The following is a 25,041-nucleotide window of genomic DNA, read 5'->3' on the forward strand; positions in this document are numbered from 1 at the left end:
CACTGTCTAGCTTCCCATAGAAAAGTCAGCCTGTCGCCATGCTTCATAAGCAATAATGGCGACAGCATTGGATAAATTCAGACTGCGACTAGTGGCTACCATCGGCACCCGGATGCGGTGTTGTTCCGGGAAAGTGTCCATAATATGTGGGGGCAATCCGCGGCTTTCTGTGCCAAACAGAAAGGTGTCTCCCGCTGCGTAGGCAACTTTGTCATATTGCTGCTTTCCTCTGGTGGTGATTGCAAACATTCGATGGCTTTGCAGGTTCTGGCAGCAATCTACCCAATTGTCATGTACTCTGATTTGAGCGAATTCATGGTAATCTAGGCCTGCGCGCAATAATTGCTTATCTTTGAGGGGAAATCCTAAAGGCTTAACAAGATGTAGTTGCATACCGGTATTCGCGCAGAGACGGATAATGTTACCTGTATTGGGCGGAATTTCGGGTTGATAGAGAATAATGTTGTACATAGTGTGCGATTATTTGCATATCATAATGGATGGGAGTCTATTTGACTTTTTTCGGGTAAAGTCCGGGCTATTACCCAGTTGCTGATTTCAATTGCCCCGTGTTTACGTAATACTTTGGCTAGCTCATTCAATGTGGCGCCCGTTGTCATGACATCGTCAACCAACGCAACATGCTTGCCGGAAAGGTTTATTTTACAATTAAAAGCACTGCGAATATTTTTCTGTCTGTCTTTCCAGGGTAATCCGGTTTGCGGTAGCGTGTGCTTAATCCGGCTGCAGCTATCAGGCAGCACAATTATCTCCATCGATTTCGAAATGTAGCGACTGATTTCCATTGCCTGATTAAATCCACGTTCACGTAATCGGATTGGATGCAAAGGCATCGGTATGATGATATCCGGAAGTGTATTAGTGGTCTTTAGTTTTTTGATGAGCAAGTTGGCTAGGATCGATGCCAAGGAAAGATGGTTTCGATATTTTAATGCATGAATCAGCGCATCGACAGGAAAGGAGTAGCGAAGGGCTGCAATGGTGCGTGTAAATGCAGGTGGTTTATTCAGGCAAGCACCACATATTTCCGAGGTAGGAACTGGCCATAGGCAAACAGGGCAATGGTTGATTGGCAATTGCGGCAGATCGAGAATACAGGGTTCGCAGAAATCCTGATTTGTGGATACGCCGCATAACACACAGTTTGTTTGAGTCATGATGGGAATAATGTCTGATCTGTTATGAATAAAGAGTCACGGAAAAATTGACAGAGCCACTTGAATCCTTGATCATCCGAAGTATTGATGATAGAAGATCGTGTTTTATTTAAAGAGAATGGCAGGTTAATCGGCATGAATTTGAATTCACTTATTACGAGTAGCGAAACGGAAAACAGCTCAAGCAATATTACCGAGGAATCGCAGGATACTGAATTTTGGGATGTGACAGAAGTTGAAGCATTGTTGAATGCGCCTTTTAATGATTTGATTTTTCGAGCACAAACGGTGCATCGCCAATACCATGACCCAAATGGTGTGCAATTATCTACGCTGATTTCCGTGAAGACGGGCGGTTGCCCGGAAGATTGCGGTTATTGTCCGCAGGCGGCGCGCTATCATACCGAAGTTGAAAACCAGGACATGCTATCACTGGATGAAGTGGTATCTGCTGCGGCAGCAGCAAAAGACAAGGGCGCGTCGCGGTTCTGTATGGGCGCTGCTTGGCGGGGTCCGAAGCAGCGCGATATCGAAAAAATGACTGAAATGGTGCGTGCAGTCAAATCACTGGGCATGGAAACCTGCGCCACGCTGGGTTTGTTAAAACCCGGACAAGCCCAACAACTGGGGGATGCAGGGCTGGATTATTATAATCACAACCTTGATACAGCACCTGAATACTACGAAGAAATTGTCACCACGCGGCAGTATCAGGATCGCTTGAACACATTACAGCAAGTCCGCGATGCTGGAATCAACGTATGTTGCGGCGGCATTGTTGGCATGGGCGAAACACGCCGTTCGCGCGCAGGATTGATCGCACAACTGGCCAACATGAATCCGTACCCCGAATCGGTTCCGATCAATCATTTGGTGCAAGTCAAGGGCACACCGCTGTATGGTACTGCGGCGCTAGACCTGCTCGAATTTGTCCGTACCATCGCCGCCGCGCGGATTACCATGCCGAGAGCCATGGTGCGTTTATCCGCTGGACGGCAGGAAATGCCTGAAGCTATTCAGGCATTATGTTTTCTGGCGGGTGCCAATTCCATTTTCTATGGAGATAAGTTGTTGACGACGGGGAATCCCGAAACCGATCGCGATCAAGTGCTGATGGGGAAATTGGGACTTCACGCACTGTCATAGATGCTTCCCGACCTGGCTGAGCAGTTACGTAAGCGTGAGCAACAAGGCTTGCTGCGACAGCGAAGAATTCTCCAAAGCCCGCAATCAAGCCATATCACTATGGATGGACGTGATTACCTGGCTTTTTGCAGCAATGACTACCTGGGATTGGCCAATCATCCGGATTTGATCGAATCAGCCTGTCAAGGAGCGCGGCGTTATGGTGTCGGAGCAAGCGCGTCGCATTTGATCAACGGCCATTCTTCCGCGCATCATGTGCTTGAAGAAGCGTTGGCGGAATTTACCGGGTTTCCGCAAGCATTGTTATTTTCTACCGGTTACATGGCGAATATCGGTGTCGTCACGGCATTGGTTGGCCGAGAAGACGCTATATTCGCCGATAAACTGAACCATGCATCACTGAATGACGCAGCTTTGTTATCGCGCGCTGAGTTTATCCGCTACCCGCATGCCGATCTTGCGATATTGGAACAGCGATTGTCTGGTAGCAGTGCACGGCGTAAGCTTGTGATCTCAGACGCGGTATTCAGCATGGAAGGGGACATTGCACCCATTTCTGAACTGATAACTCTGTGCGAGAAACATCATGCAGTATTATTGCTGGACGATGCACACGGTTTTGGTGTGTTGGGCAGGCAGGGACGCGGTAGCTTGTTTTTGTCGGATTGTGCTAGCATTCATTCGCCCAATATTATCTATATGGCGACCTTAGGAAAGGCTGCAGGCGTATTCGGCGCTTTTGTCGCAGCGCAAGCGGAAGTCATCGAAACCCTGATTCAGTCCGCACGCAGTTATATTTACACCACGGCGACACCGCCTTTGTTAGCACAAGCGCTGATGGCCAGCCTGAAATTAATTCAACAGGATGAATGGCGACGGGATGCGTTAATGCAAAATATCGCGCAATTGAGAGAAGTGCTGCAATCGCTGTCATGGAAGCTGTTGCCCTCCAGCACGCCGATCCAGCCTTTGCTGATCGGGGAAAGTACTGAGGCAGTGCGCATCAGTCAGCGTTTGCGCGAACGGGGAATTCTGGTGCCAGCAATTCGTCCGCCAACGGTTGCGCAAGGGACAGCGCGATTGCGCATTTCGTTGTCCACGGCGCATCAGTTGCACGACGTCTTGCGTTTGGCAGAAGCATTGCAAGAAATCGCACTGCAGGCATGACGCAGTTGCACATTGAATCCATGGGGCATGGCTCCGATCTGGTGTTGTTGCATGGCTGGGCGATGCACAGCGGTATCTGGAGTGGTGTTCGTGATCAATTGACGCAACAGTTCCGCTTGCATCTGGTGGATTTGCCAGGACATGGACTGAGCTCTGCGTGCGAGCCAGGGACATTGGATCATTTGGTCGAGATCATTGCGGAAATTCTGCCCGAGCGTTGCATGCTGGGTGGCTGGTCATTGGGCGGGCAGATCGCGATGGAATTGGCGTTGCGTCAACCGCAACGTGTACAGAAACTGGTTCTGATTTCCACCACGCCGTGCTTTGCCAAAAACGACGATTGGGAATCGGGCATGGAGCGTAAATTGTTGCAACTTTTCCTGGAAAATCTGAAACTCAATTATGCCACGACCATTAACCGGTTTTTAACCTTGCAAATGAGTGGTGACCGTGATGCGAGCAAGGTTCTGTCGCAACTGCGTAAGCATTTTTTTCAGCGCGCCGAACCAGATTCCGGCGCATTGGAGAAAGGACTGAGGATTTTGCAGCAGAGTGATTTGCGTGATCGTGTCGCCGCAATTCAACAGCCGGTTTTATTATTACATGGTGAAAATGATGTGATTACTCATCCGGCTGCTGCCGATTGGATGCATCAACAATTGCCCCAATCGCAGCGGGTAATGTTTGCGCACTGTGGTCACGCACCATTTTTATCCTATCCTGAACAATTTGTGACTTACCTCAATGAATTCCGAATACACGCTTGATAAAAAACAACTGCGCACTGCGTTCGGGCGTGCCGCCCACAGCTATGACCAGGCGGCAGTGCTGCAACGTGAAATCAGCAACCGCATGCTGTCGCGCCTGGAATACATCAAATACCGGCCTGATGTCATCCTCGATGCTGGCAGCGGCACCGGCTACGGCAGCCAGCAATTGGCCAAACGCTATCCGAAAATTCAATTAATTGCGCTGGATATTGCCTGGACGATGCTGTCTCACGCGCGTCCCGATACGGCCTGGTGGCAACGCTTGTTGCCGTTGCAGCAGCAACGCACGGACTATGTGTGCGCCGATATTGAGCAGCTGCCGATCAAAAATGAGAGTGTCGGCATGGTATGGTCGAACCTTGCATTTCAGTGGTGTAACAATCTGGAGCATACGTTTGCCGAGATGCACCGTATTCTGCGCACGGATGGTCTGCTGCTGTTCAGCACTTTCGGTCCGGACACGTTGAAGGAGCTGCGCCAATCTTTTGCGCAAGCCGATACGTTTAGCCACGTTAATCGCTTCATCGACATGCACGACATCGGCGATTTGCTGGTGCACAATGGTTTCTCCACGCCAGTGATGGATATGGAATATATTACGTTGACCTATACCGATGTGATCAGCGTAATGCGCGATTTAAAAGCGATCGGCGCGCATAACGTTTTGCTTGGCAGGCGACAAGGATTGATGGGTAAAAACAAATGGCAGCAAGCCATCAACGCCTACGAAAAACTACGCTGCGACGGCAAACTGCCCGCCACCTTTGAAGTAATTTACGGCCACGCCTGGCGGCCCTTTGACCGCCATTCAATACTGACACCAGAAACACGTCGGCAACTGGGTTTGATTCCTTAAGCATGGGTGCTGGATTTTTTGTCATCGGCACCGATACCGGAATCGGCAAAACCACTGTCAGTTGCGCGTTGCTGCACGCCTTCGCCGCACAAGGCAACAAAGTCGCCGGCATGAAACCGATCGCGGCAGGCAGCGAGAATGGAAAATGGCCGGATGTCGAACTATTATTCGCCACCAGCAACATAAGCATTACCCGCCAGCAAATCAATCCGTATGCGTTTGATTCCCCCATTTCTCCGCACATCGCCGCGCAACAAACCGGAACAGAAATTGATCTGATGATTATTCATCAGGCTTACCAGGAACTCAGTAGCAAAGCGGACATTGTCATCGTCGAAGGTGCGGGCGGGTTTCTGGTGCCGATCAATCAGCAGCAGACTGGCGCGGATTTGGCGATAAAATTGAATCTTCCGATGATATTGGTGGTTGGCATGCGTTTGGGTTGTTTGAATCATGCGTTGCTGACGGCTCAGGCAATACGAGCTGCTGGTTTGACCTTGGCGGGATGGGTGGCGAATTGTATCGATCCGCAGATGCGAGTTCTGGAACAGAATATTGCGACATTGGAACAGCGGTTGGGTTGTCCTTTGCTGAGTGTATTGTCATTTGATTTGAAAATGGAATCGCAAAAAATTGCTAAGTCTTTAGTTATCTCAAAACTCGAGAAATTCTGGGTATAAGAAAAATGAAGATGAATTGTACAAATTATTTGTTGATAGTCTCTGTGATTTCACTGATAGTTCAGTATCTGGGTGTCACTGTTGAATCCTTGAATTTTAGTGCATGGGGGATTGAATTATCGGGTATCAAGATAACCAACCAGTTTGCTGTAGCAATGCTAGTGCCCTTTATGGTTTTTGTTCTCTTAATTGGTCATTTATGGTCTAAGTTTGACGAAGTGGCTGAGAAGTATACTTTGGGTTATGGAGATGCTCCTAAGCTTGGGATTTTAATACAAGAAAGTATTGCTTTGGCAGCTAAGACAAACAAGTACGGGCTGCAACCTCTCAATTCTACTGCTTGTCTTTTTAGGAAGCAATTCGATCTCGGGAAATGGAAAGAATCAAATGGGACATTGAGTGAATCAGTGATTATCTATCCAAGCATACAGGAGCATATAGAATCGGTATTCTGCGGTCTTAAAGCTATAATAGTTAGTGAAAATCTTTGGATGAAGGTATACATACCTATTGTTGTTGGAGTATTGGCACTAGCATCTTTCTTAAAATAAACTTGCAAAGTGTTTTATTAAAAAATTTGGAGTGTTGTGAGTTGTAATGACAACTTATTGCGCATTACATCACGCCCTAAGGTTATATATCCAGTATGCAATACTGCAATGTTTGACTTTTATATCTGAAATCATAAATGCTTAAAAATGAATCCCAACATTGGTTACAACAAGTCACCGAGACCAGTCATGCACTGGATCTTGAATCCGGTGTTTTTTCATGGGATGATCCGCACAAAATTGCGTTGTCGCTGAAACGATCTGCCGACAATAGCGGGCGGTGCAAGGCCGGGCCGCTCGCGTCGGCAATGTCGATGCTTAATTTTTATATTAACCGGGCGGGGAAGCATTTGTCTGCGCATCAGAGCGATGTGCTGGAGAAAGGCAAGAATGAGCTGCGTGAACTGTATGGAAAGACGCGAATCGAACTTTAGCCGATCGTTTCACAACAGCTTGTCAATCAGATAAAATTTTTCATAACCATGAATTACTTGGATTTAACCAACAATCAATTTACCCCTAACGGCTATTGGAATCAACCGCTTGGTGGCATGAATCCGCCGACAGCCCGTGAATTAGCGCTTTTTGATCAAAATGGCTATGACCTGACCGACTTGGAGCAATGTTATGCCGAAGTTAACTTAACGCCTGCTAAAGCGCATCGAGAACATCGGCGTGCTTTAAAATTACCTTGGTTCACGCAACCGGAACGGGTGGAAGGCGCTGTGCTGAATCACAGTTTGCTGTTTGAGCGTAAAGGTTACACCGGCGAAGCCCTGGAGCAGCTGGAGCGATGGGCGCAAACAAACCCGCTCGTCTATAAAATTATCAGGATGCGCCCCAAGTGGGGGTTGGATTTCAGCATGGATTATGCGGATCGCGTTGGCAATGTATTTGAGGTATTACACTGGGAATATGATGGTTTTGACTTTGATGAAGTCGAAGTGCACAAACGGCAGCTGGAACTTAAGCTTGCCGCCATCGATTGGGACGATGCCGCTGCGAGTATCCTGAAACTGAAAGATCAGTGGCATCACTTGGATTTTTTTGCGCAAAGTGATTGGAAGTGTAACTACTTTGGTATTGTCAAAGAGCGTTTCAAGATGGTGATTTGGGAATAAAAAATCGACCGGGAAATGAATTGTAAATACTACAGATTCTGTTGTATCAACTACCGTTTCTTAAGGTCGCCTGCTACTTTTACGCGTTGTACTAGTTAAGAATCAAGCAACCAGATCGACCTTGCCTGTTTTCAAGCTATATACACCGCCGACCACAAGCAGTTTTTTCTCGGCGACCAATCGACTGAGGATTGGTGTCTGCTTTTTCAATTCACGCACGTTTTGTATCACATTCATTTCCACTACATCGTCAATGCGGTTTTCCGATTTCTTGTCAATGGCTCTCACCGCTGGCGCCAGTGCACTGGCTATAGATTGAATATGCCCAGGAAATTGCGTGCTATTATCTACAGCATCAATAGCAGCCTGGATTGCGCCGCAATTTTGATGACCAAGCACCATAATAAGGGGAGTATGTAAAACCAATGCGGCATATTCAAGTGTGGCTACAAAATCTGTAGTTAGATAGTTTCCAGCAACGCGCGCGACAAACAAATCCCCCCGTTGCTCATCAAATGAGAACTCAGGGCCCACCCGTGAATCAGCGCAGCTTAATATACTGGCATAGGGATTCTGTCCGCTGACCAATGCGGCACGCTCATGTTTAAAATTCAATGGCGTAGACTGACCTGCAACATAACGCTCATTACCCGCCATCAATCTCTCTAACGCCGCTTCCGGTGTGAGTACATTTTCAGGTTGTGGCGGCGTTGTAACGACACCCGATGTGGCCATTACCTTATCAGCAGCTGCAATTCCCAACCCGAGCGAAGATGCCACGGCCATTTTTAGAAATGAGCGCCTTTGCTGATTTTGTTGCAGATGCGTGTTTTCTTGCTCGTTAGAGGCTTGGCACATTTTTTGTCCTTTTTACGTAAAATAATTTTTGCACGGATTTTTTATATTGTATAAGAACATAGAGGGATTGCGGGAAAATTAAGCGACAATAAGGGTGAAAAGGTTTTCAGGGAATTGAGTTCCTGTTTTTCTCTGATTATTTAGGATAAAACCTATTGGGGATTCGCAGACCCACTCCAATCTGCGGGCTACGGACTCTATGGTAGATCTAACGTGCTATGTTATGATGAAATGCGACTTCGTTGATGGCCTTAACAAGAAAAGCTGTTTTGGAACCTAATTCTGTTGATCTGCAGGGAGGGTAATTATGGCTGATGTTTTCTTTGACGTAAACGGCAATATCCGTGCTGTTGGTTCTATTCGTCGCGGGGCGAATGGTAATCCGCAATCACTGGATGCTTCCATCGCGGATGGCGATACGATTGGTTTTTATTTCTCCGGAAGTGGATCGGTGCGTTTTCTCGGTGTGGATACACCGGAAAAGAATTTTCAACTACCGGGCTCACAAGCACATCGTCGACTTGATTCAGAGGAATGGGACACTTATCTGACGGATCCTTTTCTACCCCAGTTTGATTCTTATAATCTAGATGCTGATCTCATAGCTCACTTGCGTACTCGTATCGGCCCAGGCGTAGGCATCAATCATCGCTTCCACGGTGATAACGCTGAGCAGGCATTGATTGCGCAGGTACAAGCGGATATGGATGCACTTGGGCAAACCTCGGATACATTTGGATACTTTCTTTCTTTCTCTTTCGAGGTATTTGATTCTTACGGGCGTTTTCTGGCTTTTATCAATCGTAATCAACCCAACGCTAATATACCTGGCTCACGGCCGCTTTCGTACAATGAGCGGCAACTGGAAAGCGGTGCGGCACTGCCGTATTTTATCTGGCCGAATATTGCTCCATTCCGGAAAGAATCGTTGTTGGAAGCTGTTTTTTCACCTGGTATGGCAAGGCGAACAGCTGAAGCTAGTTCCGATTTAAGGCGTACTCGTGATTTTGTGCGTCAGGCGCGCGCGAATGGAATGGGTGTTTTTAATCCAGCCAATCCATTGCGCTTCGAAGCGTTTGAAGTGCGCTATCTGGGGCGGCGCGAATTACCCAATCGCGCAGTAATTGATTTGAGTCGCGATGATGATGTCATTCTGCAAGCGCAACATTATTTTCGTATTCCCAATGCAGAGGATCGGTTGTTTATTCCGCCCGCATTCGTTCCGCTGTTCGTCATGCGTGGGTGGCGCCTTGAAGGCTGGTTTTGAAGCAGACATTTTACTTAAATCGAAGGAAATCGAATAATGGCTTATAAGGAATATAAAGTGTTACACGTAACAGAAGGCGGGGTCGGAACAATTTTTTTGGGCGCATCCGGTATTCCGATCAAACGACTAGAAACGACGTTGAATAAAGAGGCAGCCGATGGTTGGACACTGGTTTTTCAGTTCGTTGAGCAGAAACGGTTCTTGCTGTTCTGGAAGCGCGAGGCGGTGATCATTACGTTGGCACGCTAGTGCGATGGGAACGAAACAGGTGATTCAGGAGGAGGAAGAACGTATTAGGAGGCTGGTGCGCGAATTACCGGATGACAAACGACTGCAATTCTTCCAGCAAGTTGAGAAAGATCTGAAAGATCCGGATACTTACGCTACGCTTAATTTCTTATTCATCGCCGGGTTGCATCATTTTTATCTGGGTAAATGGTTTCGGGGTTTAGTCAATTTCAGTATTTTTCTGCTGGGAGTCATGTTGCTATTCACGCCTGCGGTTATTTTAGGTGTTTTTTTATTGCTTGCTATTACGATCATTGAGCTTAAGGCCCTATTTAACGCACAGATTGTAGTTCAGGAATACAATAATGGTGTGATGGAAAGAATCTATCGTAGGCTTATCGCAGGCTGTTAAGCGTAATATTGCTACAGGCTATGTTAATTCATGATTTCTTCTGCACGATTAACCCATGCTATTGCTTGCATTTCAATATCTGAAAAGTCATCCAAACTGAGAAAACCGAGTTCGGATAATAGGGAGTGAATGGAGGTTATTTCACCTTTTTCTTTGGCTTCGATTAATTTTAATGCCTGACCCAAACGTCCGTGCCGAGTTAATAAGGCTTGGCTTGTGTCATCAGAAATTCCTAATTTGCTGACGATTTGTTGCATTTCAATGCCAAGTAGTTCGTCCAGAAGCGACAAGATGCCAACCATATAAGCACGTTCGTGATGGTTCTTATCATGAGGGCGTTCAGCCGTTGCGATTAATTCCATCAATTTCCCGCGTGTTACGGCAGTTTGTGTGATTTCATCAGATAGACTATCCGTATCCGCCGATTGGCTGGAGGTATAGAGTAAAAGCTGTATCCATCTTTGTAACTGCTTGCGTCCCATTAACTGAACGGCTTGTTTAATAGAATTAATTATGAGTGGTAAACCTTCGTTACCTGAATTCACCATACGCAACAGGTTATAACTTAAGCTTGGTTGATTTTTAAATTCTTTCTCAATTTGATCTATATCACTGTCTTGATCATTATTGCGCATCACCAAAGCTAACAGCTTTAATAAGGAGACCTTGTCAGTGTCAACATGCTTGGCCGACATAACTTCAGGTTTGGCAAAATAATAGCCTTGAAACATTTGGAAACCTAATTGCCTGCAGTGCGTCTCCTGTTCTTGGTTTTCAACTTTTAGCGCTAAGAGTAAGACAGGCCAAAGATTGAGCTGATTAACCAGCTGGGTGAGCTGATCTTTGGTCTGAGCCAGAACATCGACTTTGACGACACTGACCAAGGGCAACAGCAGCTCAACTTGATTGTTGACAGCCACAATATTGTCGAGCGCAAACTGATACCCCCTTTGCTTCAGTTCCTTACAGCGCTGTAGAAACTCCGGTGTAATGGATGCGAATTCCTTCACTTCTAACACGATATGCTTGCTGGGCAGTAAGCTAATAATGTCACTCAAGATGAGATCGGGGTCCGCGTTGATGAAGCCCCGCTGATGACCTAGCACATTGTGGATTCCGAACTTTCCGTAGGCATTTACGATAACGTTCGCGGATGCCGACAAGTCATTAATGACATTAGCTGCTTCTTCAGAGCCTTCTTGTCTAAACAGTAACTCAAATGCCACTAGATTGCGATTACGATCTAGAATTGGCTGGCGGCCAAGACAGATGCTCCCCATAGATTTCTCCAGAAAAATTGATTGCAGCGCATAATTCTTGGTTGTTCGATGCTATTGCTAAAACCCTAACGATACTCGAGTGATAGGAATGTATATTATCTTTCACGCAGAGGAGCATATAGCAAAGTCGATGATTGCTTTGTGATAATAAAGCGGCTTTTTAATAGCTAAATGGCAAATTTGATCATGTACTTATTTTTTTATCATTCTTAGTGCAGATGGTTTTTTGTATTTGCAAGAATACGTAAAGACGGAGCCAGTCCATCGTCTTTATCACCCGGGGTATGTGAAGCTGACACGCTTGAGCTTGGCACGCATTAACCAAAATAAACTCTATGCTTTGTACGAAGCGCTGGCTGGGAAACTGTTGAGATTTTCACTGAAACGAATTCTCATCCATTTTTTCAATAAGAAGCGACTTTGCTCTGACTATGTAAACATTGCTTCACATAGCCATTGACTTACGCTATTATTGAACCATATTCTATAAAAACAATTTATCCATCTGATTATTATGGATAAAAGACACTATTAATGGTGTGTGTATTTTGAGCGTTTGTGAATAAGGGGGAGGTATGGCAGACCGTCTGACTAAGTCCGCAGCACGCAATATTTTCTATGGTGGTTCGATTTTTTTTCTAGTGGTTTTTGTGTTGTTAACAGTGCACAGTCACTACTATATCAGGAACGTTTCGACCGATGAATCGACTCTGACAGAAGCTGTCGCCAGAGGAAAACATGTGTGGGAGCGCAATTCTTGCATTAATTGCCATACCTTGCTGGGCGAAGGCGCTTATTTTGCTCCGGAGCTGGGAAATGTATGGGTTCGTTATGGCGGGCGTGAAAGTCCGGTAGGAGCGCGCATGGGTATTAAAGCCTGGATGCGTGCGCAGCCCACTGGCACAGAGGGGCGGCGGCAAATGCCGCAGTTTAATCTGACAGAACAAGAGCTGGACGATTTAATTGACTTTCTTGAATGGACAAGTCGCATTGATACACTGGGTTGGCCTCCCAATGATGCCGGCTGACCGTATATAAGATTTGCCTAAGGAGATTCATAATGAAATACCAGACTCAGAAGCTTGCATATCCCTATTTTATAGCCGCACTAGCCTTATTCCTGGTCCAAGTATTGGCTGGTGTGCTGGCGGGGACTGTTTACGTTTTTCCAAATTTTTTATCTGAAGCGGTTCCTTTTCATATTATCCGCATGATCCATACCAATGCGCTTCTGGTTTGGCTTCTGCTGGGCTATTTTGGAGCGAGCTATTTTCTGATACCTGAAGAGAGCGAATGTGAAATTCATAGTCCAAAGCTGGCTTGGTTACAACTTGGAATCTTTGTGTTTGCTGCTTTGGCTGCTGTAGTTAGTTATCTTTTTGGCATTCATGAGGGGCGTGAATTTCTGGAGCAGCCTTTTGTGATCAAAATTCTCATGGCCATTGCCTTTATCGTGTTTATTTATAATATCACCATGACGGTTCTCAAAGGTCGGAAAACCGTGGTTTCTATTGTTTTGTTGCTGGGTCTATGGGGCGCTATGATTTTTTTCCTGTTTGCTTTTTATAACCCTGATAATCTGGCTTTGGATAAGTTGTATTGGTGGTGGGTGGTGCATGTCTGGGTTGAAGGGGTTTGGGAATTGATCATGGCAGCTATGTTGGCGTTTCTGCTGATCAAGTTAACTGGAGTTGACCGTGAGGTGATAGAAAAGTGGCTATACGTCATTGTGGGCTTCTCTCTGTTTAGTGGTTTGCTGGGGACCGGTCATCACTATTACTGGATCGGCACACCGGAATACTGGCATTGGATTGGCGCGGTATTCTCGATTCTGGAAGTGGTGCCTTTTTTTGCTATGATCTTATGGGCTTTTTATCTTGTTCACAGAAGTGGGCGTAACCACCCCAATAAAGCGGCCATGCTTTGGAGCCTGGGTTGCCCGGTAATGGCTTTTTTTGGTGCTGGCGTGCTAGGTCTCATGCATAGTTTTCCATCAATAAATTTCTATACCCATGGTACCCAATTGACAGCGGCTCATGGACATCTGGCTTTTTATGGAGCTTATGTCATGCTAAATCTAGCTTTCTTTACTTATGCGTTACCGGCTCTGCGGGGATTGCAGCCATTTAATCAGATTCTGAATATGTGGAGCTTCTGGATCATGACCGGTTCGATGGTATTGATGACTTTTACGCTTGCGTTTGCGGGTGTCTTGCAGACACATCTTCAGCGTGTGCTAGGAATGGGCTTCATGGAAATTCAGTCGCAAGTTGAATTGTTCTACTGGTTCCGGTTAGGTTCCGGCATATTTTTTGTGATCGGAGCAATACTGTATATTTATTCGGCATTGGGGCCTGTCCGAGGGCAGGTCACGGCGCAATCGAATGCGCAATAATGATATCGGCTATCAATCGTGAGTCAGTTCCAGCATCAGAAGGAACTACAAAGACCATCCATATTGGAAGAAATTCCATTCTATAAACCGATTGGTAATGAATGCGTAATCTTTGAGACGGCTTATCGTCAACAATTGCCTTTGCTGATCAAGGGACCGACAGGGTGTGGCAAAACCCGTTTTATAAACCATATGGCGGCTCGATTGAGTCGCTCACTCCATACAGTATCCTGTCACGATGACCTGACTGCGGCTGATTTGACCGGACGCTATCTGCTTCAGGGGGGTGAAACGGTATGGGTGGATGGTCCATTGACGCGTGCCGTGCGCGAGGGTGGTATCTGTTATCTGGATGAAGTCGTGGAAGCACGCAAAGATGTCACGGTCGTGCTGCATCCAGTGACGGACGATCGTCGGATTCTACCGTTGGAACGCACCGGTGAGATTCTAAAGGCGCCTGATGAATTTATGCTGGTGGTATCTTATAACCCAGGTTATCAAAATATTCTGAAGTCTTTGAAACCAAGTACGCGCCAGCGTTTTGTTTCCATCAGCTTTGATTTTCCTCCGCTCGAAGCGGAAGTTGAAATTGTATCTAGCGAAAGCGGTTTATCGATGGAACAATGCAGGCCACTGGTGAATCTTGCGAATAGATTACGCGAACTGAAGGAAGTCGATCTGGAAGAAGTCGTGTCCACTCGTTTGTTGGTTTACTGCGCGATTCTAATGAAAACCGGATTGGATCCTGCCCAAGCGGCTGAAGCGGCGCTGGTCGAACCATTGTGTGATGATCTTGACATTAAGCAAGGTTTGTTGGAACTGATACGCGCAACTTACGGCTAAAGCATGTGGGAATTTCTCGATCTGGAAGAGCAAATCGGCCGCTATTGGCATCGTCTGGTCGGTAAGGCAGATAGTTATCCCTATTACCCGGATGATGCGGTTACGTTGGATTCGATTCGCTCTTCTCTGAGTGTTTTTTTTCGCGGTATGGGTGGTGCGCCGGGCATTGTTTTGGCAGCAGGGACGCCGCAATCTTCTGGACATCGTCTGAAAATAAAGCAACGCCTTGGTATGGATCAGGAATCTATGCCGCGAATAGAATGTAATGCCGAGCGGATGCTGCTGCCTGCTATCATTGCTTGCTTTCCATCGACAGCCTTAAATCGGCGTCTATACTTTTGGTTAGCCGCCTACTTTGCCGTGGCGGAAGATTTCCACTGTGAAACATCGGGTGATCCCTTGCAAACGGATCTTGCTTTCTTGCATAACGCCTATTGGAGTAGCTTAAAAGTATGCGATACCTTTCCGGGACTTGCTCAGGATTATCAAGAACTCTGTCAGGCGCTTTGTAGACAGCGGCCTGAACGGTTCCTGTCTGAACAGGAACAAGCTATTGAAGCCGTGATCCAGGCTCTATTAGGAAAGCCATGCTCAAACGCAGGTGGTCAGATATTTTTGCATGCTATTAAGCAGCCTGAGCCTGATTTTGAGTGCTGGAATGCCGCACTGCATTATCATACTTTTCTGCCAGTTCCTTTGTGGGGAAGAATAGATTTTGGCAAGGCTTCTTCAGGTGCGATGGCGGATCGTTCAGATCAGAATGATGGCAGTAGCAGTGCGGAAAGTAAGGATCAGCGCAAGAAAAAAAGTCGTAGAGAGAGACTCGAGCAAAGCGAGCGGGATGATCCAATGTTATTGAATCGTTTTGAGAAGCTCATCAGTTGGTCTGAAATGGTCAATGTCAATCGCGCTGTGCAGGATGATGATGAAGAGGCAGCTAAGGAAGTTTCTGAAAAAATTGAAGAAATAGCGTTGAATCCGCATCAGCGTAGGGCTGCGACCAAGCTGAAATTTGACCTTGATTTCGCACCCGATGATGTCAATCCAGCTGCCTTGATTGCAGAACACACCTATCCTGAGTGGGACTATCGGCGCAAAGATTATCATGCTCAGCAATGTCGAGTTATTTTTCAGAATGCAGAAGAAGGCAGCGAATTATGGGTGCCCGACCTTCAGGCCAGGCGCCTTTTTCGTAAAGTCCAGCGTCAGTTTGAAGCCTTGCGGCCCAAGCGTGAAATTTTGCGTGACCAATTGGATGGGATTGAATTGGATGTCGATGCATTGGTGCGGACGCAATGTGATTTTTTTGCTAATGGAAATAATTCTGATCAAATCTATTTAAAATCGCGCCAGCAGACGCGCGATTTGGCTGTTGCCATATTGATGGATGTGTCGCTTTCCACCGATAGTTGGGTGAATAACCGACGCATCCTGGATATCGAAAAAGAAGCTTTGATAACATTGGCGTCGGGTCTTGCTACTTGTAAAGATACCTTCGCAATTTATACCTTCACTTCGCGCAAAAAACACCATGTCCGTGTCTCAGTCATCAAAGATTTTAATGAAGCTTTTAATAGCCAGGTATTGCGTCGCATCGCGGTGCTGCGCCCTGGCTACTACACGCGTATGGGAGCCGCTTTACGTCATACCTGTCAACTTCTGAGTAAACGTCCTGAGCGCCATCGTCTGATGTTCTTATTAAGCGATGGCAAACCCAATGATCTGGATTATTATGAGGGCCGTTACGGTATTGAAGATACCCGGCGAGCGATTCTGGAAGCCCGTAAAGCCGGGCTTTCGGTATTTGGGATTACGATAGACCGCAAGGCTCAGGATTATTTTCCCTATCTCTTTGGAAAAGGAGGTTATGCCATTGTGGGCCGACCTGATCGCCTTTCCCACGTTCTTCCCATCATCTGCCAGCAATTGGTGGGGTGATCAGTTAACCAGAATGGGTTAATGGAGCCGCTGCAGTTGTCCGCGTGATTGGTTTCTAAAAAGTGGCTAAGTATGGTGTAATTAGCTTCTTTCATTTGATTTTTCTTAAATCCGGTTTATATTTTTATGGCAAATATCGGTTTTGTCGGTCTGGGTATCATGGGGAAGCCTATGGCTGGACATTTGATCAAGGGGGGGCATAGTCTGTTTCTGCATTCGCGCAGCGGGGTGACTGCGGATTTGATTGCGCTGGGTGGCAGGGAATTTTTGTCGCCTAAAGAAGTGGCTCGGCATGCGGATATAATTATAACTATGTTGCCAGATACGCCGGATGTGGAGAAGGTTTTGTTTGACCAAAATGGCATTGTCGAGGGATTGAGACTTGGTTCAGGACAGGCCAAAACGATTGTGGATATGAGTTCGATTTCGCCATTGGAAACGCGTAAATTTGCAACGCGCATCAATGCGCTGGGTCATGATTATGTGGATGCACCTGTGTCTGGCGGTGATGTCGGGGCGAAAAATGCGGCGCTGACGATCATGGTAGGTACGAGCGTGGCAGTGTTCGAGAATGTGAAACCCATTCTTGAGTTAATGGGAGAGAGCGTTGTGCGCGTGGGTGAAAATGGTGCTGGCCAGGTTTGCAAAATTGCCAATCAGATTGTCGTATCTTCAGCGATCGAGGCAGTGGCTGAAGCGTTATTGTTCGCTTCCAAAGCAGGAGTGGATCCGGCTAAGGTTCGACAGGCTTTGTTGGGCGGTTTTGCGGCTTCGCGCGTGTTGGAAGTGCATGGGGAGCGCATGATTAACCGGCGCTTTGAGCCCGGTTTTCGCATTGAATTACATCAAAAAGATTTAAATATTGCATTGGAAAGCGCATCGGCTTTGGGTGTGAGTTTGCCGAATACCGCAACGGTGCGTGAATTATTTTCTGCTTGTCTCGCGCATGGCGGTGCAAAATGGGATAATTCCGCTATTGTCAAAATGCTGGAAAAACTTGCTAACCACGAAATTCGGAAGCATCTGGAATAACTAACTGCATGGCTCTACAAGAACTTGTTAACAAAATGCGTGCGATATTGCCGCATGAGGCGGTGCTATACGAAACCGAAGATTTGAGGCCGTATGAATGCGATGGCTTATCAGCGTATCGGCAATTACCGCTGGTGGTTGTGTTGCCGCACACGGAAGAGCAGATCATCAAAATTTTGCAGCTTTGCCATGCTACGAGCACTCCTGTCGTGGCGCGTGGTGCAGGTACTGGTCTATCAGGAGGCGCACTGCCGCATATGCAAGGTGTTTTGCTGTCATTAGCCAAACTGAATCAGATTGTCGCGATTGACCCACTGGCGCGTATGGCGCGTGTGCAGCCAGGAGTCAGGAATCTGGCGATTAGTGAGGCAGTGGCGATGTATGGCTTATATTATGCGCCCGATCCTTCATCGCAGATTGCTTGCTCGATCGGCGGTAACGTTGCGGAGAATTCGGGGGGTGTGCATTGCTTGAAATATGGCCTAACTGTGCACAACATTGTCAAATTGCGGGTTTTGACGATTGGCGGTGAGTGTCTGGAAATAGGCGGCGAGAGTTTGGATAGTACGGGGTATGATTTGCTCGCGTTAATGACCGGTAGCGAAGGTATGCTGGGTATAATCACGGAAATTACCGTGAAACTGATTCCAATGCCGGAGAAAGCACAGTTGGTGATGGCAGCATTTGATGATGTACTCAAGGCAGGTAATGCGGTGGCGAATGTCATCGCCGCAGGCATTATTCCCGCCGGTATGGAAATGATGGATAAAATTACTATCCATGCAGTGGAAGAATTTTTACAAGCGGGTTATGACTTGGATGCGGCGGCAATTTTGTTGTGTGAATCCGATGGCAGCGATGAAGAAGTGGTAGATGAGATTCAGCAAATTTATACCATCATGCAGCAAAGCGGAGCAACCAAAATCAGCGCCTCGTGCAATGAAGCAGAGCGCCTTAGGTTTTGGGCCGGACGGAAAGCGGCATTTCCTGCTGCTGGTAGAGTTTCGCGGGATTATTACTGCATGGATGGAACGATTCCGCGTAAACGATTGGCCGACGTGCTGCGCGGCATTGAGAAATTATCCCAGGAATATGGGTTACGCTGCATGAATGTGTTTCATGCCGGGGATGGTAACTTACACCCCTTGATTTTATACGATGCCAATCAGCCTGGTGAATTGGAAAGAACCGAAGAATTTGGTGGAAAGATACTGGAGATGTGTATTCATGCAGGGGGTACGATTACCGGAGAACATGGCGTGGGAATGGAAAAAATCAATCAGATGTGTATCCAATTCGGCGCAGGTGAGTTGGCAATGTTTCATGCGGTGAAGGCGGCATTTGATCCAACGGGATTGCTGAATCCCGGTAAAGCGGTTCCTACTTTACATCGTTGCGCGGAATTGGGCGCCATGCATGTGCATCGGGGCGAGGAAAAATTTGCGGAATTGCCACGCTTTTAAAATCTATGCAACAAATTATTATTGATCAATATAGCGCAGTCATTTGTGCTGCGGCTGAGAATAAGTCCTCATTGCAAATACGCGGCGGCGGCACCAAGCATTTTTATGGTAATTCCTCATTCGGGCAAAAAGATACCTTGCTAGATACGACGGCGTATCACGGCATTATTGATTACGAACCGACTGAGTTGGTGATTACAGCGCGCGCAGGTACACGCTTAGCGGATCTGGATGCTTTGCTAGCGCAGCATGGGCAAATGTTGGCATTCGAGCCGCCACATTTTGGTGCAGATGCGACTTTGGGTGGTTGCATAGCGGCTGGTTTATCAGGTCCGCGTCGTGTTGCTGCTGGTGCGACGCGTGATTTTGTGTTGGGTACGCGATTGCTCGACGGAAAAGGTAGAGATTTGCGTTTTGGCGGACAAGTAATGAAAAATGTCGCGGGTTATGATGTTTCCCGGTTGATGGTGGGAGCCATGGGTACTTTAGGCGTGTTGCTGGAAGTTTCGCTGAAGGTCTTGCCAAAACCGTCATTTGAAATTACGGTGCAGATGCCTATGAATGAAGCTGCAGCGATCGAGAAAATGAATCAATGGGCTAGCAAGCCGCTGCCGATTTCAGCAACTTGTTATGTTGATGGCGTATTGTTTCTCAGGCTATCTGGTGCTGAATCAGCAGTGCGCGCAGCACAAATAAAATTGGGAGGCGAAGAGTTGGCAGGAGGTAAGGCCTTCTGGCAATCGGTGCGCGAGCAATCGCATGATTTTTTTCAATCAGATAAGCTTCTATGGCGTTTATCAATTAAATCAACAGCAGCGCCTATATTGCTACCCGGAAAACAATTACTGGAGTGGTGTGGCGGCTTACGGTGGTTGCTTTGCGATGCAAGTGTGGATCAGGAAATAATTCGTAAAATAGCTAAAAATGCGGGCGGTCATGCTACCTTGTTTCGTAGTAATGCGTTTCGCAATGCTGTGTTTCATCCGTTGGATCCGGCTATGATGGAAATTCATCGTCTGCTGAAAGAAAAATTTGATCCATCGGGAATTTTTAATCCCGGCCGGCTTTATTCAGAGTTTTAAATGCAAACCAAGCTTGCTAATTTTATAAAAAACTCACCCCAAGGGCAGGAAGCGGATGCCATCTTGCGTAGTTGCGTGCATTGCGGCTTTTGTTTGGCGACTTGCCCTACTTATCAGATTCTGGGTGATGAGCTGGATAGTCCACGCGGCCGTATTTATCTGATGAAACAGATGCTGGAAGGGCAGCCGGTCACGCAAAAAACGCAATTGCATCTGGATCGATGCCTTACATGCCGTGCCTGTGAAACGACTTGCCCATCAGGGGTGCGTTACGGTGCCTTAGTGGATATCAGCCGAGGCATTGTTGAGAAACAGGTAAAGCGTAATCTTGGACCAGAAGTTTTGCGTTATACACTGCGGAAAATTTTGCCTAATCCATCGCTATTCAATACGTTTTTCAAAGTGGGTCAGGTCGTACGCCCATTCTTGCCGCAGAAACTCAAAAGAAAAGTTCCGGTTAAGCCTGATCCTGCCGGTGCGTGGCCTGCAGAGCGGCATGCGCGCAAAATGCTGGTTCTTGACGGTTGCGTGCAACCGTCATTGGCGCCTAATATTAATGCCGCTACTGCACGTGTGCTAAACAGCTTGGACATATCATTGATCAAGGCTAGAAATGCGGGATGTTGTGGCGCAGTTGCCTTTCATTTGAATGCCCAGCAGGATGGACTTAACTATATGCGGTGCAATATAGATGCTTGGTGGCCTTTGGTGGAGCAAAAAGGAATCGAAGCGATTGTGATGACTGCGAGTGGATGTGGTGTAACGGTCAAAGAATATGGGCACTTATTAAGTCATGATCCGGATTATGCAGAAAAAGCGGAGAATATTTCAGCTCTGACCAAAGATATTAGTGAAGTGTTATTGGTTGAAATCGAGAATCTGCAACAATTGGTCCAATCGCGATTAGAGTTGAATCAGACAAGATTGTCTTTCCATTCTCCTTGTACTCTGCAGCATGGCATGAAAATTCGTGGTGTAGTGGAGCAAATACTGATGCTTACCGGTTTTGATTTAACCGTTGTTCCCAATGCGCATCTATGTTGTGGTTCAGCAGGTACGTACTCAATTTTGCAGCCGGAACTTTCGCAACAGCTCTTAGAAAATAAAATCATTGCGCTTGAGTCCGGAAAACCGGATCAGGTTGCTACTGCGAATATTGGGTGTTTGATGCATCTGAAGAACGGTACATCAACACCCGTGAAACACTGGATTGAGTTATTGGATGAGCGGATAACTCGCCATAAAGTTTGAAGTTACAGTGTTTGTCTGCTTTATCAGAATATTATCAGGATAAAGTATTTACTCTTTGCAGGAGGTTAAAGGAACCCCGTAGTTTTTTAGTTTCTGATAAAATCATTATTTAATACTAGAATAAAATTTATATGGAATTATCAATATTTCAAGACCATTTTCTGCTGAGATTGGAGAATTTGCTCTTTGTTATTACGGCATTAGTCAGTGGATCACTGTTGTTGTGGCCTATGCTTACACAGCGGGGCATAAAAGAGGTCGATACGCGAGTCGCGGTTCAATTAATCAACTACCAGGACGCGTTAGTGCTGGATGTCCGTGATGATAGTGAGTATACAGCAGGTCATTTACCAAATTCTAAACATATTCCGGCTGAGAAAATTGCGGAGCGCTGGACAGAACTTCAGAAGTTTAAGGAAAAACCTATCCTTGTAATATATCGGGCTGGTATTCGATCGAATAATCCCAGCGTGGTTTTGAAGAAAAATGGTTTTTCTCAGGTAATTAATCTAATGGGTGGCATTGATGCATGGAAGCGTGCTGGTTTACCTATCGCCAAGCGTTAGAGAGTCATATGCCCAGAGTAATTATGTATACATCAGGTTTTTGTCCTTATTGTAAAATGGCCGAAAGCTTATTGCGTTCAAGAGGTGTTGAGGAGATTGAGAAAATTCGTATTGACTTAGAGCCTGACCAGCGTGTCGAGATGATGGATAAAACCGGCCGCCGTACTGTTCCTCAGATTTATATTGGAGAGCGGTATGTGGGAGGTTATGATGATTTAACACAACTTGATCGTAAGGGGGAATTAGCAGTATTGCTGGCAACTTGATCGCAGGATTAGAGTCTTTATTGCGATTTAAATGTAATTTATAACTTTTATTCACTACTGGATATTAATATATGAGTGAGCAGCTGCAACCAGTTTTTGCTATAGAAAAAATTTATGTGAAGGATTTATCTCTGGAGATTCCAAATGCACCTAATATCTTCTTGGAAAGAGATACGCCCGAGATTAATTTGCAACTGGGAACTAAACATCAGAGTATTGATGCAGGATTGTACGAAGTGCAATTAACGGTAACGGTTACCGCTAAGATTAAAGATAAGATAATGTTTTTGATTGAGACGCAACAGGCCGGCATTTTTCGTATTCAAAATATTCCGAATGAGGAAATAGATCCCGTTTTGGGGATCGGGTGTCCTAATATTCTTTTCCCCTATTTGCGCGAGGTGGTATCGGATATTGTGACTAGAGCCGGTTTCCCACCGGTAATTCTCAATCCGGTAAATTTTGAAGCAATCTATCAGCAAAAAAAAGCGGAATCCAGTACACATTAAATTGATAAAAATCTTGAAGCTTGGAAGTTATCCTACAATGAAAAGAAAATTGCGGAGTCCTGTGCCTAGACTGAAGTTTAAAATGCTGACCGCGATGATGAGTATTTTATTTTTACTTCCAGATTATGTGATGGCTGAGATGGAGTTTTTCTCAATAGCTGAAAATGCCATTGTTATGTATGATGCGCCGTCGCTACAAGCTGATAAATTATTTGTTGCAGGGCGCCATCTCCCAGTTGAGGTCGTGGTGGATGTCGATGGATGGGCAAAAGTTCGTGATAGTAGCGGGGGGCTTGCTTGGGTTCAGAAGAAAGATTTGAGCCAGCAACGCTATGTTATTGTGACAGTGCCATTAGCTGATGTTTACCTGTCTGCAGATATTAACTCAGAATTAGTATTTCAAGCTGAAGAGAATATAGTTATGGAGTGGTTGCAGTCCGAAATTCAAGGGTGGGTAAAAGTGCGACATAGCGACGGTTCAATGGGTTATGTTAAAGTCAGTCAGGTTTGGGGTTCATGAAAATTGCAGTACTGGGTGCAGGTGCATGGGGTTCCGCATTAGCAATTAGTTTTTCTGCACGTCATCAAATAAATTTGTGGACGAAAGATCCAGAACATGCAGTTGATATGGATAATCGACGCATTAATCAATCTTTCCTGCCAGGATATTTGTTACCTAAATCTCTAAAAATTACTTCGCAACTTACTGAGGCACTGGATGGTGTTGATCTTGCTTTGATTGTTGTTCCCATTGCAGGCTTACGCGAAACTTTACGGACTATCGTTGCAAGCGATATCAGAGTGCCGCTTATTTGGGGATGTAAGGGTTTAGAGGCAGGAACTGCTTATCTACCGCATCAAGTTGTTGAGGAAGAGTATGGTGTTCAATTTTCTTATTGCGGAGTTTTATCGGGCCCTAGTTTTGCGGAAGAAGTTGCACAGGGATTGCCGACAGCTTTGACATTTGCCTCTAACGAACCTGAGTTTTCAAGCAGAATATCGGCAGAATTGCATAGCCCAAGATTGAGAATCTATACCAGTGAAGATATTGTCGGTGTGGAAACCGGAGGCGCGATAAAGAATGTAATTACAATCGCGGCAGGTATCTCTGATGGTATTGGGTTTGGCCACAATGCACGTGCCGCATTAATCACGCGAGGGTTAATGGAAATAACTAGGCTAGGGCTCAGCTTGGGCGGAAAGATGGAAACTTTTATCGGATTGGCGGGTGTGGGTGATTTGATTTTGACAAGTACTGGCGATCTATCACGGAACAGGCGAGTAGGATTGATGTTAGCTGCAGGGAAAACATTGCACGATATTTTGAATGAGCTTGGACATGTAGCTGAAGGTGTGCATGCAGCGCTATCAGTGCTGCAATTAGGTAAGAGATTGAATATTGAAATGCCCATTACACAAGCAATTTGCAGTATTTTACATGAAGGTGTTCCAGCGCGAAGTGCTGTGGAAGTGTTGTTAAATCGTGAACAGAAATCAGAAATTTATTGATATTAAATTGATTCGATGAGGTGTTAATGATTTCTATCTTTTGAATATAACACATTGTTTGTATGTATTTTTATTATTTTAATGTAAAGTGTGTGGCTTTCTGTAACATTGATCAATCAAATTAATGATGTTGCGGGGATGCCTTAATTTGCTTGACCGGGCGTTAACGGCTTGATATAAGTGCGACTGCAGTATTTTCTTGTGATTTAATTACCATTAACTTAGAAGGGGAATTATATGAACAAATCCGAACTCATTGAAGCTATCGCGAAATCGGCTAAAATTTCCAAAGCCTCAGCAGGAAGTGCATTGGATGGAGCATTAACTGCAATAAAGGGAGCGCTTAAAAAGAATGAAAGTGTAACTTTGGTCGGATTTGGGACTTTTAAAGTAGGCACAAGAGCTGCACGCACGGGCCGTAATCCTCGTACCGGTGCAGCCATTAAGATCAAAGCAGCTAAGGTACCTAAATTCAGTGCTGGTAAAGCACTCAAAGATGCAGTAAACTAGCGCACTTTCTGATTGGGGTGCTTAGCTCAGCTGGTAGAGCGTCGCCCTTACAAGGCGAATGTCGGCGGTTCGATCCCGTCAGCACCCACCAATCAATATAGCCAGTTTGGGAGTGGTAGTTCAGTTGGTTAGAATACCGGCCTGTCACGCCGGGGGTCGCGGG

29 protein-coding genes and 1 tRNA gene are annotated in these 25,041 nt (G+C 46.1%); 26 read left to right on the forward strand and 4 right to left on the reverse strand.

The window, feature by feature from the left end:
* Positions 1 to 6: 6 nt before the first annotated feature.
* The gene (trmL, locus tag QZV86_RS03840) at positions 7 to 471 is read right to left on the reverse strand and encodes a tRNA (uridine(34)/cytosine(34)/5-carboxymethylaminomethyluridine(34)-2'-O)-methyltransferase TrmL (RefSeq protein WP_295624201.1); all 465 of its coding nucleotides are present in this window, start codon (positions 469 to 471) and stop codon (positions 7 to 9) included.
* A gap of 20 nt (positions 472 to 491) precedes the next feature.
* Positions 492 to 1,178, reverse strand: coding sequence for a ComF family protein (locus QZV86_RS03845; RefSeq protein ID WP_295624203.1), 687 nt, complete (start codon positions 1,176 to 1,178; stop codon positions 492 to 494).
* A 135-nt stretch (positions 1,179 to 1,313) separates the two neighbouring features.
* On the opposite strand from QZV86_RS03845, the gene bioB reads away from it, so the two are divergent.
* The 8 genes from bioB to QZV86_RS03885 all read left to right on the forward strand — a co-directional run bounded on the left by bioB (position 1,314) and on the right by QZV86_RS03885 (position 7,469).
* Positions 1,314 to 2,324 carry a biotin synthase BioB gene (gene bioB / locus QZV86_RS03850; protein WP_295624204.1) on the forward strand — a complete coding sequence of 337 codons (1,011 nt, stop codon included), beginning with the start codon at positions 1,314 to 1,316 and terminating at the stop codon, positions 2,322 to 2,324.
* The gene (gene bioF, locus QZV86_RS03855; RefSeq protein WP_295624206.1) at positions 2,325 to 3,491 is read left to right on the forward strand and encodes an 8-amino-7-oxononanoate synthase; all 1,167 of its coding nucleotides are present in this window, start codon (positions 2,325 to 2,327) and stop codon (positions 3,489 to 3,491) included.
* Positions 3,488 to 4,258 carry a pimeloyl-ACP methyl ester esterase BioH gene (gene bioH, locus QZV86_RS03860; protein ID WP_295624207.1) on the forward strand — a complete coding sequence of 257 codons (771 nt, stop codon included), beginning with the start codon at positions 3,488 to 3,490 and terminating at the stop codon, positions 4,256 to 4,258. The genes bioF and bioH overlap by 4 nt, the downstream gene beginning before the upstream one ends.
* Positions 4,236 to 5,117, forward strand: a complete 882-nt coding sequence (gene bioC, locus QZV86_RS03865) for a malonyl-ACP O-methyltransferase BioC (protein WP_295624209.1) — start codon at positions 4,236 to 4,238, stop codon at positions 5,115 to 5,117. Before bioH ends, bioC begins: the two co-directional genes overlap by 23 nt.
* 2 nt (positions 5,118 to 5,119) lie before the next feature.
* Positions 5,120 to 5,797, forward strand: a complete 678-nt coding sequence (gene bioD, locus QZV86_RS03870) for a dethiobiotin synthase (protein ID WP_295624211.1) — start codon at positions 5,120 to 5,122, stop codon at positions 5,795 to 5,797.
* 5 nt (positions 5,798 to 5,802) lie between these two features.
* Positions 5,803 to 6,348 (forward strand): hypothetical protein, encoded by a 546-nt coding sequence (locus QZV86_RS03875; protein WP_295624213.1) that lies wholly within the window; start codon positions 5,803 to 5,805, stop codon positions 6,346 to 6,348.
* Between the two features lie 137 nt (positions 6,349 to 6,485).
* Positions 6,486 to 6,782 carry a DUF3175 domain-containing protein gene (locus tag QZV86_RS03880; RefSeq protein ID WP_295624215.1) on the forward strand — a complete coding sequence of 99 codons (297 nt, stop codon included), beginning with the start codon at positions 6,486 to 6,488 and terminating at the stop codon, positions 6,780 to 6,782.
* 48 nt (positions 6,783 to 6,830) lie between these two features.
* Positions 6,831 to 7,469 (forward strand): hypothetical protein, encoded by a 639-nt coding sequence (locus tag QZV86_RS03885; RefSeq protein WP_295624218.1) that lies wholly within the window; start codon positions 6,831 to 6,833, stop codon positions 7,467 to 7,469.
* A gap of 102 nt (positions 7,470 to 7,571) precedes the next feature.
* Here the strand turns inward: QZV86_RS03885 and QZV86_RS03890 are convergent, their stop codons facing one another.
* On the reverse strand, positions 7,572 to 8,327 hold the full coding sequence (locus tag QZV86_RS03890; protein ID WP_295624220.1) for a carbonic anhydrase: 756 nt from the start codon (positions 8,325 to 8,327) through the stop codon (positions 7,572 to 7,574).
* A gap of 307 nt (positions 8,328 to 8,634) precedes the next feature.
* Here QZV86_RS03890 and QZV86_RS03895 point away from each other — a divergent pair, with 307 nt between their 5' ends.
* The 3 genes from QZV86_RS03895 to QZV86_RS03905 are packed head-to-tail and all read left to right on the forward strand — an operon-like array spanning position 8,635 to position 10,234.
* Positions 8,635 to 9,594 (forward strand): hypothetical protein, encoded by a 960-nt coding sequence (locus QZV86_RS03895; protein ID WP_295624222.1) that lies wholly within the window; start codon positions 8,635 to 8,637, stop codon positions 9,592 to 9,594.
* 36 nt (positions 9,595 to 9,630) lie between these two features.
* Positions 9,631 to 9,843: a DUF4177 domain-containing protein gene (locus QZV86_RS03900; RefSeq protein ID WP_013647157.1), complete on the forward strand. Its 213-nt coding sequence runs from the start codon at positions 9,631 to 9,633 to the stop codon at positions 9,841 to 9,843.
* A 4-nt stretch (positions 9,844 to 9,847) separates the two neighbouring features.
* Complete coding sequence (locus tag QZV86_RS03905; protein WP_295624224.1) at positions 9,848 to 10,234, forward strand: TM2 domain-containing protein; 387 nt, start codon at positions 9,848 to 9,850, stop codon at positions 10,232 to 10,234.
* Positions 10,235 to 10,257: 23 nt separating this feature from the next.
* Here the strand turns inward: QZV86_RS03905 and QZV86_RS03910 are convergent, their stop codons facing one another.
* On the reverse strand, positions 10,258 to 11,514 hold the full coding sequence (locus QZV86_RS03910; protein ID WP_295624226.1) for an EAL and HDOD domain-containing protein: 1,257 nt from the start codon (positions 11,512 to 11,514) through the stop codon (positions 10,258 to 10,260).
* Between the two features lie 575 nt (positions 11,515 to 12,089).
* Here QZV86_RS03910 and QZV86_RS03915 point away from each other — a divergent pair.
* The 15 genes from QZV86_RS03915 (at position 12,090) to QZV86_RS03985 (ending at position 24,969) form a co-directional block, all read left to right on the forward strand.
* Complete coding sequence (locus QZV86_RS03915; RefSeq protein WP_295624228.1) at positions 12,090 to 12,542, forward strand: cytochrome c; 453 nt, start codon at positions 12,090 to 12,092, stop codon at positions 12,540 to 12,542.
* Between the two features lie 32 nt (positions 12,543 to 12,574).
* Positions 12,575 to 13,909 (forward strand): cbb3-type cytochrome c oxidase subunit I, encoded by a 1,335-nt coding sequence (locus QZV86_RS03920; RefSeq protein WP_295624230.1) that lies wholly within the window; start codon positions 12,575 to 12,577, stop codon positions 13,907 to 13,909.
* Positions 13,910 to 13,927: 18 nt separating this feature from the next.
* On the forward strand, positions 13,928 to 14,752 hold the full coding sequence (locus QZV86_RS03925) for a CbbQ/NirQ/NorQ/GpvN family protein (protein WP_295624232.1): 825 nt from the start codon (positions 13,928 to 13,930) through the stop codon (positions 14,750 to 14,752).
* A gap of 3 nt (positions 14,753 to 14,755) precedes the next feature.
* Positions 14,756 to 16,690, forward strand: a complete 1,935-nt coding sequence (locus QZV86_RS03930; protein ID WP_295624234.1) for a nitric oxide reductase activation protein NorD — start codon at positions 14,756 to 14,758, stop codon at positions 16,688 to 16,690.
* 126 nt (positions 16,691 to 16,816) lie between these two features.
* Positions 16,817 to 17,722, forward strand: a complete 906-nt coding sequence (locus QZV86_RS03935; RefSeq protein ID WP_295624236.1) for a 2-hydroxy-3-oxopropionate reductase — start codon at positions 16,817 to 16,819, stop codon at positions 17,720 to 17,722.
* An 8-nt stretch (positions 17,723 to 17,730) separates the two neighbouring features.
* Positions 17,731 to 19,185 carry an FAD-linked oxidase C-terminal domain-containing protein gene (locus QZV86_RS03940; protein ID WP_295624237.1) on the forward strand — a complete coding sequence of 485 codons (1,455 nt, stop codon included), beginning with the start codon at positions 17,731 to 17,733 and terminating at the stop codon, positions 19,183 to 19,185.
* 5 nt (positions 19,186 to 19,190) lie between these two features.
* Entirely contained in the window at positions 19,191 to 20,267 is a 1,077-nt protein-coding gene (glcE, locus tag QZV86_RS03945) for a glycolate oxidase subunit GlcE (protein WP_295624238.1), read from the forward strand.
* Entirely contained in the window at positions 20,268 to 21,518 is a 1,251-nt protein-coding gene (gene glcF / locus QZV86_RS03950; RefSeq protein WP_295624239.1) for a glycolate oxidase subunit GlcF, read from the forward strand.
* 131 nt (positions 21,519 to 21,649) lie between these two features.
* Positions 21,650 to 22,084, forward strand: a complete 435-nt coding sequence (locus QZV86_RS03955; RefSeq protein WP_293005676.1) for a rhodanese-like domain-containing protein — start codon at positions 21,650 to 21,652, stop codon at positions 22,082 to 22,084.
* 8 nt (positions 22,085 to 22,092) lie between these two features.
* Positions 22,093 to 22,350: a glutaredoxin 3 gene (gene grxC, locus QZV86_RS03960; RefSeq protein WP_295624249.1), complete on the forward strand. Its 258-nt coding sequence runs from the start codon at positions 22,093 to 22,095 to the stop codon at positions 22,348 to 22,350.
* A gap of 71 nt (positions 22,351 to 22,421) precedes the next feature.
* Positions 22,422 to 22,859 (forward strand): protein-export chaperone SecB, encoded by a 438-nt coding sequence (gene secB, locus QZV86_RS03965; RefSeq protein ID WP_295624251.1) that lies wholly within the window; start codon positions 22,422 to 22,424, stop codon positions 22,857 to 22,859.
* A 37-nt stretch (positions 22,860 to 22,896) separates the two neighbouring features.
* Positions 22,897 to 23,379 carry an SH3 domain-containing protein gene (locus QZV86_RS03970; protein ID WP_295624253.1) on the forward strand — a complete coding sequence of 161 codons (483 nt, stop codon included), beginning with the start codon at positions 22,897 to 22,899 and terminating at the stop codon, positions 23,377 to 23,379.
* Positions 23,376 to 24,368 carry an NAD(P)H-dependent glycerol-3-phosphate dehydrogenase gene (locus QZV86_RS03975; protein WP_295624255.1) on the forward strand — a complete coding sequence of 331 codons (993 nt, stop codon included), beginning with the start codon at positions 23,376 to 23,378 and terminating at the stop codon, positions 24,366 to 24,368. The genes QZV86_RS03970 and QZV86_RS03975 overlap by 4 nt, the downstream gene beginning before the upstream one ends.
* Positions 24,369 to 24,605: 237 nt before the next feature.
* Positions 24,606 to 24,878: an HU family DNA-binding protein gene (locus QZV86_RS03980; RefSeq protein WP_013648000.1), complete on the forward strand. Its 273-nt coding sequence runs from the start codon at positions 24,606 to 24,608 to the stop codon at positions 24,876 to 24,878.
* Positions 24,879 to 24,893: 15 nt separating this feature from the next.
* Positions 24,894 to 24,969, forward strand: a tRNA-Val gene (locus QZV86_RS03985).
* The last annotated feature ends 72 nt before the right edge of the window (positions 24,970 to 25,041 follow it).

It is taken from the genome of uncultured Nitrosomonas sp. (genome assembly GCF_902826915.1).
GTDB lineage: Bacteria > Pseudomonadota > Gammaproteobacteria > Burkholderiales > Nitrosomonadaceae > Nitrosomonas.